This is a genomic window from Desulfurella sp., assembly GCF_049977265.1.
GTDB lineage: Bacteria > Campylobacterota_A > Desulfurellia > Desulfurellales > Desulfurellaceae > Desulfurella.
The window spans coordinates 1-13,036 of record NZ_JBMFGQ010000039.1; the positions used below are offsets into that span (position 1 = coordinate 1).

The window sequence follows — 13,036 nt, forward strand, 5'->3', positions numbered from 1 at the left end:
TAGAAGCAAGCGCCAAAGCTTATCTAGATGCTATTAATAAAGCACTGATGTATATGTAGCTTTTATTTATTGCAGGTGCATGGTAGTATGGAAAATAAAAGTTGTCTTATTTGTGCGTGGAGAGAATTTTGTGCGAAAAAGGAAGTTATAGAAAGCAGGTATTGCCCTGATTTTACATTAGATATTGCGTTTTTGAAAAAAGAAAACGAAAATAATACAGATAAGAAGGGAACCAATGATGCCAATAAGCGAACAGATACTAAATAGCTCTTTAAGTATAGTTGAATCGGATAAAGATATTCATTTGCTTGTCTATTTAAGTGATTTAAAAAAGTTTAATATTGATGATTTTTTAAAAAAAGATATAAAAAAAATAATTGTATTTAAGCGTGCAGAAATTGAAGACGAAAACCATGAAAAAATTGAAGATCTCAAAAATATACCTAGCATCACTGTGCCAAATATTAACTTCACCAGGACTAACAAGCTTAAAGTGGCTATAGTTATGGCTCTTGCTGCAAATATCTTGTCCAAAGATTCAAGACTTATAGCCCTAACTGGTTTAAACAACATAGATAGCATGATTTACTTAGAAATAGAAAAGGAAAAAGAACTTTTACTTTTTAGAGAAAATATTGATTTTGGCGAAATTATAAGGCCTGAGGTATTTGAAAAAATCTTGCGCATTGCTCTTGAGCTTGCAAACCAGGGCAGAGAAGGAAAATCTGTTGGAGCACTGTTTGTTTTAGGTGATATTGATAATATAAAACCCTATATAAAGCAAATGATTTTTAATCCTTTTAAAGGCTACGATCCTAACGAAAGAAACATAATGTTATCTAACCTTGACGATACAATAAAAGAATATAGTGTTTTAGACGGTGCATTTTTAATAAGCGGGGATGGTACATTAGAGTCGGCTGGGGCTCACATTGCAGCTTCTGCTGACACTACAGATCTACCCAAAGGTTTGGGTTCAAGACACATGGCTGCTGCTGCTATCACCAGTGTATCAAATGCAATGAGCATAGTTGTATCAGAATCGACAGGAGACGTTAGCGTTTTTAAAAATGGAAAACTTATAACTCAAATCGAAAAGGCAATTTAAAGGTCTATAAAATGGTAATATTAGACGGAAAATCACTGGCAAATAAAATCAAATCTCAGGCAAAAACTGAAATAGATCAGTTAAAATCTAAAGGTATTATACCAGGTTTGGCTGTTATTCTTGTGGGTAATAATCCGGCAAGCCAGGTATACGTTAATATGAAAACGAAGGCTTGTGAAGAAGTAGGAATATACTCTATAAATCATAGAATGCCTGAAGAAGTAAATGAAAAAGATTTACTTTATGTAATAGATATGTTGAACAAAAATCCTCTGGTTAATGCAATTTTAGTACAATTACCTCTACCTTCAAAAATTAACGAAGAACGTGTAATAGAAGCAATTGATCCTAAAAAAGATGTAGATGGATTTCACCCATACAATATGGGAAGATTATTGCGAGGTAAACCATTTATTTATCCATGTACACCATATGGCGTAATGAAGTTATTTGAAGAGTATAATATAGAATTAAAAGGCAAAGATGTATGCGTAATAGGCACTGGCAATATTACAGGTAAACCCATGTCTTATATGCTTTTGAATGAAGATGCCACTGTACAAATCTGTCACATATATACAAAAAATCTCAAAGATAAAACAAAAAATGCAGATATCATAATAAGCGCTACAGGCAAAGCCCATTTAATTACTCAAGATATGGTAAAAGAAGGTGCAGTTGTAGTGGATGTAGGTATAACTAAAATTAATGATAAAATCGTAGGCGATGTTGATTTTGAAAATGTATCAAAAATTGCTAGCCATATAACACCAGTGCCAGGTGGTGTTGGGCCTATGACTATAGCTGTGCTAATAGAAAATACTGTATTTTTGGCCAAACAACAAAATCATTTTATTTAATCTAAAGGATTTGCACCGTATTTATTTGGCCCACTTGCACCTTTAAAAAAACCTAATACGATAAAAAGCCATAAATCTATAGCGATACAAATTATTACGATCAGAACCAGAATGATGATATTATAGTTGTGAGACCTGGCGTTTTCTAAAACAGAGCTCAAATAACCAAAAAATAAATTGCACGCAAAAAACAAAACAGTTAGCCAAGCATTTTTATTTGTATCGTGGAACCTTCTTGTAACAAGAGAAAAACCTGGCAATAACAAAGCTATCCTCCAGACTATAACAAAAACTGAGTATACCATAACTAACTCTTTATAATCAGCAATATTTGACACATACAAAATTAAAGTAAGCAAAATAAGTAAAGCAATAAAAACAATTATATTGCCAATATAAAACATCCAATATTCTTTTCTGGGCGAACGAGTTTTAAAATCTAAAGAGCGCTTTATGACAAACCACCAAAATTTTAGTGGATTTTTTGATTTATATATGCTTTTTGCTTCTTGTGGTTGAAATTCTTCTTTTTCTTGATCGTCCATAATATAAGCTCTACTAAATCATCAGTTCCATTGTATCCAATTAAGCTTTAATTGTAAAGAAAAAAATTAATCATATTCCAAAAGAGCTAGTCTTGCTAAATTTAGAGCATACTGAGAAATGTAAATCCTTGTATAGTTTCTTTCTGCCTGATATATCTCCTTGTAAACTTTAATAGAATCTTTTACCGTAATGCCTATATAATGCAAACCAACAGGTTTATTTATACTACCTCCGCTTGGACCAGCTATGCCAGTATCGCATAATACAATATCGGCATTTGTCAAACGTTTGGCACCAAGTAACATCTCTTTGGCTGTTTGCTCGCTTACCGCTCCAAATAAATCTAGCGTTTGTTTTTTTACACCCAATATGTTCATTTTAACCTCATTTGAATAACTAACAATAGAACCCAAACAATAAGCAGATGATCCAGCTACATTCACTAATCTTGACACAATGAGACCACCAGTTGAAGATTCAGCTGCGGCTATTGTCAACTTTTTTTCTCTCAAAAGATTTCCAACTACTTCTTCCATTTCGGTCATATTTTGGGCATAAATGTATTTACTCAAAATAGGTTTAATTTTAGCAGCTTCATTGTTATCTTGAATATATACATCTACACCGCAAGCTGAAACATTAATAAACACACCTTTATAATCTTTAACTAAATTGCTAACATCGCTTTCTTTCAAACCAAATACTCTAAACAAAACTACTTCTCTTAATTTTTTATTAAAACCCAAAATATCAAAAGCATCAATAAGCATAGACTTAGATTCTTGAGGTATACCTGGCAGTGCTATTACAAATTTGCCCTCCTTTTCATACAAGAAACCCAGCGCTTTGCCTTGTTTGTTTGCTAGAGGCTTTGATTTTAATAACCTTTGAGACATTCTTTTACGCATTTGAGTAAATTCTACATTGCGGGCTTTATAATCATTCTCCAAATATTTAAACCAAGCTTCATCATAAACTAATTTATCATTTAGAGCGCTTGCAAGCGCTTCTCTTGTTACATCATCAAATGTCGGACCAAGCCCACCACTTACGATTAAAACATCACAGATATTGATTGCAAAAAGCACACTGTGCCTAATCTCTGTTTCATCGTCTTTACATATATGAATAAAAACTACATCAAAACCCCGCTCAAATGCCAATTTAGCAAACATAACCGAGTTTGTATCTTGTTTTGTACCTGTTGCAAACTCTGTACCTGTAATTAAAATACCTACCTTCATAAGTTGACCTCCTTTGTGGCGTAAATTAAAAACCTCTTTAAATAAAATAAACACACAAAAAAACCAATTAATGCTCCACTAAAAATTGCAAGCCTTACGCCAATGTAATTTGCAATTAAACCACTAAATATACTCCCAAATGGCGTAACACCCAAAAACACAAGCGAGTATATACTCATGATGCGTCCTCTTAATTCATTTGTAGATAACAATTGCATGGTAGTATTTGATAATATAATATAAGCAATCAAGCTAAAACCCGCAGCAAATATTGAAATGCTAGCTTGAGTATAGTTTTTAGATATTGCCATCAAAATTTGAAAAATATTTAATCCAAAAGCGTTTATAATCATTAATTTAAGATAAGACGCTTTTTTTGAGATGTACGCTATAAATATCGCTCCAAAAAATGAACCAAGACCCATATAAGTCATTAGCATACCAAAGCCAATAGCATTTTGTTTTAGTGTATACTTTGCCAAAAGAGGCACAAGTACACTAAAATTCATTGCAAATATTGACAAAATTGTTAGCAAAATAATTATATCAAGTAATACTTTATTTGTTTTTATATAAGATAGAAGTTCTTTTACACTATCTTTTAACGAACTTCTTTGTCTTAAAGACTTGCCATCAACATTTATAAAAAACAAACCAACAACAAGCGGTACAAAACTTATAGCATTTGCAAAAAATGTAGCTTTTATACCAATCTTTGCGATCATTATGCCCGCAATGGCAGGCCCTACAATGCGCGCCAGGTTGAATATTGTAGAGTTTAGTGCAATGGCATTTGATAAATCCTGTTTGCCAACTAAGTCTATCATAAAGGACTGCCTTGCTGGCACATCAAACGTTTGGGCAAAACCCATAAGCGTAGTTAATATCAACACCTCAATGTAGGTCACAATATCAAGACTTGTAAGTATTGCCAATATTAGAGACAAAAGCGCCATAGAGCTTTGAGTTGCTATTACAATGTAGCGTTTTTTTATTCTATCTGCAATATCTCCTGCGTATAAAGAAAAAAACAATATGGGCAAATACTGAAAAGCAACTACAAGACCCAGCAAAAAAGGTGAGTTTGTTAATTTCAAGACAAGCCACGCCTGACCTACAATTTGCATCCAGGTACCAATTGAAGAAATAATTTGACCAAACCAAAATATTCTGAAATTTTTATATTTTAGAGAAGAAAATGTCTCTAAAAACTGCGAGATAACATCAGCCCCCTTTTCTCAAGTTTTAAGCAACGTTTGTATTATACCAAAGTTTAGCTATCAATAGAATTATTTTGAATTAATTATGCTTTTAATTATTGCCTTTTGTGATTCGCTGAAAATGGCAGGGTTTAATACTTTCAAAAGGTGATTTAGCTTGTCTGTTTCGTTGAGTTTTTTATAGCAGTATATTAAGTTAATATATGCAGCTGCTGAAGGCTCTTTTTTTATGGATTTGTTTAATAACTCTACTGCCTGCCTATATTTATTTTCTTTAATATAGATACCAGCAAGATCATTTAATGCAAATGGGTCTTCCTGAATAGATAAATACTCTGTAAGCAATAGTTTTGCTCTATATAGATCATTGTTTTCAAGGCTTTGGTTTATATCTAAGGCAAGATTAGTCAATTTTTCACCTTTTTCTTGCTGGTAGTGTAATATATTCTTTAGTTGATCTTGCCTGTTAGTTGAGCTTAAAGCCTCAGGAGCATTATTTTGATTTTGCTTTGTGTTGCTGGCTTTATTAGAAATTTCATCATGAGACATTTTGCTCTTTGATGCGATATTTGCCAATTGTTCTTTTTTTGGCGAAATGGTAGCGTTGGAGGGATTAATCGATTTTGTTGCATTGACTGCATGGGTAGAATTTGAAAGTTTCGTCATATTTGTTGTATTTGTGCTGTTAAAGGCAGCTATTTTAAGCGTGTGAGTTGACTTTGGAGTTTTTGTTATTACATTAGATAAGTAAATAAACAAGCTGCCTAATGCAATTGAAACAAAAAATAAAATATACCATTTTGTATTCTTTTTTTCTGGTTTTTTGGTAAATTTTTGAAAATCAGGAGAGCGATTTTCATTATTAAGTCTTTTTAGAGCTTCGTAGAGTTTACTCATTTTTTAAAATTACCGGTTTTATTAATATTACAAGTTCAACATTGTTTATAGATTCATTATTTTGCTTAAACAAATTGCCTACAATTGGTATATCGCCAAGTACAGGTATGCGCGTATTTGATTTATTTATTTGTTTGCTTATAAGACCACCTATTACGATCATCTGATCACTTTTGGCTGCAATTTGTGTTGTAGCTTCTTCAAGGTTTACCTGCGGTAGTGTATATGAATTTTGACCTATCGTAGTTGGCGTTAGACTCAAAACAGTACTCTTTATAGGTGTAATGCTTAAATTAACTGTGTTTGTTGAATTGTTAATATAGGGAATTACACCCAGCATTACACCATCAAACACACTATTTAAGTTTACAGTAGGCTGTGTGGTTGATGTACCACCAGCTACGGTTGTAGTTGTAACCTGCACAGACTGAATATACGATATACTTTTCCCCACACTGATTAAAGCAGGTTGACCGTTTGTTACCAATATGCGTGGATTTGAGATAATCTTTACATTACCGTATTGAGCAAGAGCGTCCAGCAATACGCCGAAATTATTTGTATTAAAAGTCGCAGCTATACCTGAGGGCATATAAGCACTATTTGTAGCAACACCTGGTGCTGTTCCAAAAGTGCCAGGATTAAAAGGAAAAGTCTGACCATAGATTTCAGGTGGATAATTAGCATTTGATGTTAGAGCATTTAGAGAGTTTTGCGTTATAGAAGATAGGTTTTGCTGAACTGTAAAGCGACCATTTGCCGCTCTAAATAAAGCATTCCAATTTATGCCGTAGCTTGAAGAATCATTTAAGTTTACCTCAACGATCTTAACTTCTAAAAGTACCTGAGAATCATAGTGCGATTTTAAATTTTGAATATATTTTGAGATTAAGTTTAAATTCTCTTCTTTATCTCTTACAACTAAAAGACCAATGGAAGGATCAAGTGAATATTTACCTTCTTTTGAAAGCATTGCTTTAAGCGTATTTTCTATTTGTGCATAAATATCTGTAGAAGATGTACCAATAGAATCTGTTATTTTAAACTCGCCCGTTAAAGGCGTTGAAGCCGAACCCCCTGTTGCAGCTGTCGCAGATTGGCTTGCGCTACCAAGTACATCACCACCTACACTTATGTTTGCCTTTTTTTTGGAAGCTATAAAGTTTAAATAAAACATCTTTGTGCCAAATTCTTTTACATAAAGCGTTTTGCCTTTTATTTCGTAAACCAAATTTAAAGATTGGGATAATGCATCAAGCGCTTCTTTAATAGGTGTATGCTTAAAAGATACAGTGACTAAAGGTACATAGTAAATTTGCTGTTGGTTTTGAGAATGCTGAATTTCTTGAGCGTAGGGTGGTTGAACTTGTTGGGGTTTTGCAATATTGGGATTTTGTTGAGTCTGTGCTGTATCTGGATTTTGTGGCACAGTGGGGTTTAGACCTACAAATTGAGGCGAGTAAGAAGAATTCGATAGTGGATTAAGGTTTGTATTTGGATATTGATTATAATACGGGTTATAAGGTGCCTGGTAATTGGCTTGCGGTTGTATATTTTGTGTTTTTGGCTTTTGAGTAATACTTTCTAGGTTTGAGTCAATTACAAGATTAAGACCTGCCACCTTTGCAATTGTATAATAAACATCTTTAAAATCCGCATCCTTAACAATAAGGTTAATGTATTGAGTATGAATGGGTGATATTTTTTCAAACTGTGGCGTAAAGGCTATAGTGTTTTGTCTGGGTATAGTTACATCTTTCATCTCTGATTTAACGCTGAAATCATTTTTTGAAATTTCCCTGCTTGTCGCGCACGATGTAAGCAAGAAACACAAAAATATATACTTAAGGTATTTTGACATAAAGTGTTTGCCTCCCGATAGGTGTTTGCAAGATAACATAATCGCTACCAATTTTTAATACTTTAAAACCATCACTGCCCTGGTTTGCCCTGTAAAGTTTGCCATCTAAAAAACAAAAATAACCTGATTTGTCTCTAGAAATAATTGTAAGGTTTGGCATTTGAAAAGTAGTGTAATTGCCACTTTCAAGATCATGCTTATTTAAAAGAAATACTTCTTTTGGTTCTATGCTTATTTGGGTTTGGGGTGTAAGATTTTGAATATTTAAATTTTCAAAACTGTTTAAGCTATTTGGCATAGATATATTGTATGAAGCGTGTTTAATGGGTATTGCAAAACTAGTTAATATTATCAAAAAAGGTAAATATACAATTAAGTGATTGACTTTCATAAACCCAACCTAAAACCTTCAATGGTGCAGTTTAGAGTACCGTTTGAAGATTGAATTTTAGCATTATTTACAACAACTATTCCAGAGCCATAAAAGTTGTTAATCTCATTTATTAACTGCTTAAAACTACTGCTTGTCAAAGATACTTTAAAATTAGTAACTACTTTTGTGTCAATATTTTTAATGATCGCTTCATCTTTTTCTAAAACTTTTTTCTTTTCTTTTAACAAAACAAGATGGGCACTGTAAGAAGCAAGTGTATTTTGAGCTTGGTTTAGCAAAGCGAGTTCAACTGATGTAAACCTGTAAAATACAATAGCACTCATCAAGAAAACTGATGAAATAAACGCTATTAACAAACTTTTTTTAATATGTTGCATCTTTGCCCTCAAGCTTTAGATCAAACAATAACTTACCGTCAAAATAGTAAAAATTTGACAATTTCACTTTGTATTTCTTTGAAACTTCAGCTAAAAATATACTATATTCAGACTTTGCTTTATCGAGGCTACCAGAAACTAAACCTTTAATATCCACGGTGAGCGTTGAATTTATCGTTTGATTTGAAGTGGCATTTTGAATACTTGATGTTCCCTTTTCGTTTGAAACATTTACTTCAACAAAGTACAAATGGGGCAATTTGTAGCTAGAAAGATCTGATAGCATAATATTTAATTTTGGAGATTTTTCATATTGCGCATATAGATTTATGCTATTTTGAATATTCGTAGCATTAACGTTTAGGTTTAAACTGCTGAAATTTTGCCTAAAACTCTTGATCTCAGAATCAAGATAGTTTTTTTTAGCTGTAATCTTAAAATAATTGTCAAATCCAGCTATAAATACCAAAAAACTCAAAAATAAAACCAAAAATGCTATTTTATTGGCAATTTTACTATGTTTAAAAATTTCGTATCTATCTTTATGTTTTAGCGTCAGAAAATTAATATCGCTTTTATAAAGCAAACCCAATACTTCAATATAATCGTTTAATTCAAGCTTGCTATCAAATTTAAAAGTTGGTGCACTAACCTTAATATTTGCATTTTGTAAATTGTCAATCAATTCTTTTGAACCTAAGCAGTAAATATTTTTTACACTGTATTGCGATACAATTTGCTCTATATACTGAATTAACTCTTGAGTTTCAGTGCCAAAACCTTCTTTATGAATTTTTTTTGCATTTAACAATCTATCTTTGTCAAAGGCAATAGTCATGATAAATTCATCTTTTTCGATTATTGCCAAAATAGGCAACTGATTTGCATATTGATTACAAAATAAATTTTTAATTGCAATTTCAACAGGCACACACTGTTCAATTGTACAATCAAGTCTATCTATAAAATCAAAACTATCCTTATTTACTGCTACATAATAAAATAACGCTTTTGTTTTATCAACTTGCTTTATTTTTTTGTAGCTGATTTCAAAATCCTGACCAAAAATACCCAGATTACCTACTGCACTTTTTATTGCAGTATAGGTTGCAAGCTTTGATAAGCTTATAAATTCACCTGTATCTACATACAAATTAGATTCAAATGCTAAGCTAACTATATCTTTTGGTTTAATAAACTCAGGCAAAGTTTCTATATCAGATTCTTTAATATCCAATATCTCAAATTTTTTCCCATTTTTATATGATACTATTTTTATACCTTTTTTTGAACAATACAGTAGTTTTTTCATTTAAAAACCAAACCTAAGTTTTATATTTAAGCTTTGCAAAGCTTCTTTTACAATAGCAAAATTTATTCTATTTGTATTTAGTGAATATGCAATAAAAAGCGACCTTGAACATATTGTATTAATTAGCCTTGGTATGCCAAATGAGCTTTTTGCAATAGTTTTTAGCGCAACATTTGTGAAAGACAGATCGCCTTTTTGGACTTTTGATAATCTAAATAAAATATAATGCAAAGCTTCCTGCTTAGATAATTGATCCAAAGATTCATAAATGCTTATGCGTTGCCTCAACTGGCGCATAGCATAGCTTGAAAGTTTATTATTAAGTTCTGGTTGGCCTACAAGCAAAATTTGCATTAATTTGTTTTTTGTTGTTTCTATATTTGATAATAATCTCAATTGTTCAAGTGTTTCGTTGGGCAGATCCTGTGCTTCATCTATAATAATAGCCAATCTTTTCCCATTTTGAGAAAGTTGTATAAGATAGTCTTGAAATTGCCTCAAAAGCACATCAAGGTTAAGCTCGCTATCAGTTTTTACGCCCAAATCGTACAAAATGGCTAAAATCAGCTCTTTTGGCTGCAAAATTGGTGATATTAAAACTGCTGTTTCAAAATTTTCAGGTATGTTTTCAAGCAACATTCTAATAAGCATGGTTTTACCACATCCTACTTCACCAACAACTACTGCAAAAGCTTCATTTGACTCAAAAAAATACTTTAATATATCAAGTATCTGCGTGTGCGATCTGCTTGGAAAGTAAAAATCTAAATCAGGCGTTAATCTAAATGGATCATCACTTAACTTAAAAAAATCAAGCACTTCTTGCTTCACCTAACAGCTCCCATTTTAGATACAAGCTGATATACAGGAACAATTAAAGCTAGCACAATGATAAAAAAGAATACACCAGCAATTGTTAATACTATTGGCTCTATTGTTTTTTCCATTACTTCTACCATACGATTAACTTTTGTATAGTATGAGTTTGCAATATAGCTCATCTGTTTGTCAATCTCGCCCGTTTTTTCACCAGCTGATATCATACGCACAATAAATGGTTCAAATATTTTACTTTTTCTAAAGGATTCACTTAATCCCATACCGTTTTTTATACTATTATTGGTGTTTTCTAAAGCAAACTTAAATACAAGATTTTTGAAAGCTTTTTTTATTATATCAAGCGAGTTTGTAATTGATACGCCTACACGCAAAAGCAATGCTTCATACTCAAAAAAAAATGCAAGGTTGCTTGTTAAAATTAGTGTGCCAAAAATTGGCATTTTGTACATGACAGAATCTAAAAAAAATTTCCCTTTTTCACTTAACTTTAGCAAGAAAAAACCAACAAAAAACATACCAAACACTAAAGGAAAAATCCACCAATAATGATTCAAAAAAGCCACACTTTTTATAAGCAAAACCGTAGGCAAAGGCAACTTCAAACCCATTGTGCTAAACACAGCAGTTAATTTAGGCAAAACATAAAACATCCAAAAAGCTGCAGCTCCAAACATAGAAAAGCTAACAAACAATGGATACATTAGAGCCCTTTTTGTATTTGATATAATATCATCAATCTTTTGTAAATGTTCTGCTGCATCTTTTAAAACACCCGAAAGTGTTCCTGTTTCTTCTCCAATTCTAACTAAATGTATAAGCACCTCTGGGAAAACCTTGTGGCGTTTTAGTGCATCCGAAAAACTCATGCCTTCTCTAATATCAAAAATCACTTCTTCTGTTATGAGTTTAAAACGCTTATTTTTTGTATTTATAGCTAATTCTTCCAATGCTTCAAGCAGCGATATACCACCGCCCAACATTAAAGACAAATTATTGCAAAACTCTATAATTTCTTTACGTTTGATTTTTGGCTCAAAAAAAGAAAACCTTATAGGTTTAAATTTTATTGGCGTTAAATTTTCCCTTTCTATTCTTGTTAATAAAGCTTCTTCAGATGGGCTAATAAATATGCGCACTGCTAAATTACCTTCGCTATCAATAACCCAAACCTTGTACTTCATCTACCAAATACCCTTAACACTTCGTCAATATCTGTAATACCTTGCAGTACTTTTCTTTTTGCATCATCTAAAAGTGTGCGCATACCGCTTTCATAAGCTTCTTTTTCTATTTTATAAAGGGGTTCGTCTTGCGCTATTAGGTTTCTTATTGTATCATTTATAAGCAAAATTTGAGAAACTACAGTACGCCCTATATATCCTGTAAAATTGCATTTTGGACAACCATGTTTTTTATATATACTAATTGGTTTATCAATGGTTAAAAACTCCATATCTTCACGCGATGTTTCAACTTCTTGCTTACAAAAAGGGCAAAGCTTTCTGACAAGCCTCTGGGACACAAGCGCAACAACAGAGCTTGCAATCAAAAAGCTATCTGCACCTAAATCTTTGAGTCTTGGAATAATGCCTATGCAATCATTTGCATGAATAGTTGACAATACCAGGTGTCCTGTCATAGAGGCTCTTATTGCCATTTGGGCTGTTTTTGCATCTCTAATCTCGCCAATCAGTATTACATCTGGATCTTGTCTCATAAATGATACTATAGCACTAGAAAAATCATACCCTGCAAGTTCATTTACTTGCGTCTGGCGTGCCATTGGGTATTTATACTCAATTGGGTCTTCTACTGTCATTATGTTTTTTTCCAAAGCATTTATGCGGCGCAGTGCAGCATAAAGTGTAGTAGTTTTGCCAGAACCTGTTGGGCCGCTTATCAGTATAATACCATAAGGTTTTGAAAATGCTATTTCCAGTTTTGCAAGATCTTTATCGTCAAAACCCAAATTAGGCATAGAGTACAAACTGGAGCTTGCACCTAATATTCTTATAACAACATTTTCACCATAAACTGTTCTTACAGTCGAAACCCTCATATCGTAAGTTTTACCCAAAAACTCAAAGCTAATGCGCCCGTCTTGCGGTTTTCTTTGCTCTGATATATCCATACCTGATCTTACTTTTATGTTTGATATAAAACGATTTGTAAGTGTTTGTGGCATAGAGTAGGCAAGACGCATTACGCCGTCTATGCGAAAGTGTATGTGTAAGCTTTTATCTGTAGGCGTTATATGTATGTCGCTTGAGCGCATATTTATTGCTAAAATAAAAATTGAGCGTGTAAAATCTTCCATGTTGATATCTGCATTTGGGTTAGCTTTGATCATATTTATTACACGCTCTATATCTTGCTC

14 protein-coding genes are annotated in these 13,036 nt (G+C 32.6%); 3 read left to right on the forward strand and 11 right to left on the reverse strand.

The annotated features are described in order from the left end of the window. Positions 1-87 precede the first annotated feature (87 nt). The 3 genes from ACP5FO_RS07230 to folD are packed head-to-tail and all read left to right on the forward strand — an operon-like array spanning position 88 to position 1,968. Positions 88-267 (forward strand): hypothetical protein, encoded by a 180-nt coding sequence (locus ACP5FO_RS07230; protein WP_428110859.1) that lies wholly within the window; start codon positions 88-90, stop codon positions 265-267. Beyond that, complete coding sequence (locus tag ACP5FO_RS07235; protein ID WP_428110860.1) at positions 236-1,108, forward strand: DNA integrity scanning protein DisA nucleotide-binding domain protein; 873 nt, start codon at positions 236-238, stop codon at positions 1,106-1,108. The genes ACP5FO_RS07230 and ACP5FO_RS07235 overlap by 32 nt, the downstream gene beginning before the upstream one ends. Positions 1,109-1,119: 11 nt before the next feature. Beyond that, complete coding sequence (gene folD, locus ACP5FO_RS07240) at positions 1,120-1,968, forward strand: bifunctional methylenetetrahydrofolate dehydrogenase/methenyltetrahydrofolate cyclohydrolase FolD (RefSeq protein ID WP_428110861.1); 849 nt, start codon at positions 1,120-1,122, stop codon at positions 1,966-1,968. On the opposite strand, the gene ACP5FO_RS07245 is transcribed toward folD, so the two are convergent. The 11 genes from ACP5FO_RS07245 to ACP5FO_RS07295 all read right to left on the reverse strand — a co-directional run. Continuing rightward, entirely contained in the window at positions 1,965-2,513 is a 549-nt protein-coding gene (locus ACP5FO_RS07245) for a DUF805 domain-containing protein (RefSeq protein ID WP_428157267.1), read from the reverse strand. The genes folD and ACP5FO_RS07245 overlap by 4 nt on opposite strands. Before the next feature lie 66 nt (positions 2,514-2,579). Then, complete coding sequence (locus tag ACP5FO_RS07250) at positions 2,580-3,758, reverse strand: nicotinamide-nucleotide amidohydrolase family protein (protein WP_428157268.1); 1,179 nt, start codon at positions 3,756-3,758, stop codon at positions 2,580-2,582. After that, complete coding sequence (locus ACP5FO_RS07255) at positions 3,755-4,978, reverse strand: MFS transporter (RefSeq protein ID WP_428110692.1); 1,224 nt, start codon at positions 4,976-4,978, stop codon at positions 3,755-3,757. The genes ACP5FO_RS07250 and ACP5FO_RS07255 overlap by 4 nt, the downstream gene beginning before the upstream one ends. 69 nt (positions 4,979-5,047) lie before the next feature. After that, on the reverse strand, positions 5,048-5,875 hold the full coding sequence (locus ACP5FO_RS07260; RefSeq protein ID WP_428157269.1) for a tetratricopeptide repeat protein: 828 nt from the start codon (positions 5,873-5,875) through the stop codon (positions 5,048-5,050). After that, a complete protein-coding gene (locus ACP5FO_RS07265) occupies positions 5,868-7,736 on the reverse strand; it encodes a hypothetical protein (protein WP_428157270.1) in 1,869 nt (622 codons plus the stop codon). Before ACP5FO_RS07265 ends, ACP5FO_RS07260 begins: the two co-directional genes overlap by 8 nt. Further along, positions 7,720-8,127 carry a hypothetical protein gene (locus tag ACP5FO_RS07270; RefSeq protein WP_428110687.1) on the reverse strand — a complete coding sequence of 136 codons (408 nt, stop codon included), beginning with the start codon at positions 8,125-8,127 and terminating at the stop codon, positions 7,720-7,722. The genes ACP5FO_RS07265 and ACP5FO_RS07270 overlap by 17 nt, the downstream gene beginning before the upstream one ends. Continuing rightward, positions 8,124-8,507 (reverse strand): hypothetical protein, encoded by a 384-nt coding sequence (locus tag ACP5FO_RS07275; protein WP_428110686.1) that lies wholly within the window; start codon positions 8,505-8,507, stop codon positions 8,124-8,126. The genes ACP5FO_RS07270 and ACP5FO_RS07275 overlap by 4 nt, the downstream gene beginning before the upstream one ends. Next, positions 8,494-9,819 carry a hypothetical protein gene (locus tag ACP5FO_RS07280; RefSeq protein ID WP_428157271.1) on the reverse strand — a complete coding sequence of 442 codons (1,326 nt, stop codon included), beginning with the start codon at positions 9,817-9,819 and terminating at the stop codon, positions 8,494-8,496. The genes ACP5FO_RS07275 and ACP5FO_RS07280 overlap by 14 nt, the downstream gene beginning before the upstream one ends. Continuing rightward, positions 9,820-10,650 carry an ExeA family protein gene (locus ACP5FO_RS07285; protein ID WP_428157272.1) on the reverse strand — a complete coding sequence of 277 codons (831 nt, stop codon included), beginning with the start codon at positions 10,648-10,650 and terminating at the stop codon, positions 9,820-9,822. After that, on the reverse strand, positions 10,647-11,840 hold the full coding sequence (locus ACP5FO_RS07290; RefSeq protein ID WP_428112618.1) for a type II secretion system F family protein: 1,194 nt from the start codon (positions 11,838-11,840) through the stop codon (positions 10,647-10,649). Before ACP5FO_RS07290 ends, ACP5FO_RS07285 begins: the two co-directional genes overlap by 4 nt. Beyond that, positions 11,837-13,036, reverse strand: a 1,200-nt coding sequence (locus ACP5FO_RS07295) for a GspE/PulE family protein (RefSeq protein ID WP_428157273.1), incomplete at its 5' end; no start/stop codon positions are given. The genes ACP5FO_RS07290 and ACP5FO_RS07295, both read right to left, overlap by 4 nt.

Excerpts from the sequence above, each read along its gene's own strand:
- ACP5FO_RS07230 (WP_428110859.1), top strand. The coding sequence starts at position 88 with ATGGAAAATAAAAGTTGTCTTATTTGTGCGTGGAGAGAATTTTGTGCG.
- ACP5FO_RS07235 (WP_428110860.1), top strand. The coding sequence starts at position 236 with ATGATGCCAATAAGCGAACAGATACTAAATAGCTCTTTAAGTATAGTT.
- folD (WP_428110861.1), top strand. The coding sequence starts at position 1,120 with ATGGTAATATTAGACGGAAAATCACTGGCAAATAAAATCAAATCTCAG.
- ACP5FO_RS07245 (WP_428157267.1), bottom strand. The coding sequence starts at position 2,513 with ATGGACGATCAAGAAAAAGAAGAATTTCAACCACAAGAAGCAAAAAGC.
- ACP5FO_RS07250 (WP_428157268.1), bottom strand. The coding sequence starts at position 3,758 with ATGAAGGTAGGTATTTTAATTACAGGTACAGAGTTTGCAACAGGTACA.
- ACP5FO_RS07260 (WP_428157269.1), bottom strand. The coding sequence starts at position 5,875 with ATGAGTAAACTCTACGAAGCTCTAAAAAGACTTAATAATGAAAATCGC.
- ACP5FO_RS07265 (WP_428157270.1), bottom strand. The coding sequence starts at position 7,736 with ATGTCAAAATACCTTAAGTATATATTTTTGTGTTTCTTGCTTACATCG.
- ACP5FO_RS07270 (WP_428110687.1), bottom strand. The coding sequence starts at position 8,127 with ATGAAAGTCAATCACTTAATTGTATATTTACCTTTTTTGATAATATTA.
- ACP5FO_RS07275 (WP_428110686.1), bottom strand. The coding sequence starts at position 8,507 with ATGCAACATATTAAAAAAAGTTTGTTAATAGCGTTTATTTCATCAGTT.
- ACP5FO_RS07280 (WP_428157271.1), bottom strand. The coding sequence starts at position 9,819 with ATGAAAAAACTACTGTATTGTTCAAAAAAAGGTATAAAAATAGTATCA.
- ACP5FO_RS07290 (WP_428112618.1), bottom strand. The coding sequence starts at position 11,840 with ATGAAGTACAAGGTTTGGGTTATTGATAGCGAAGGTAATTTAGCAGTG.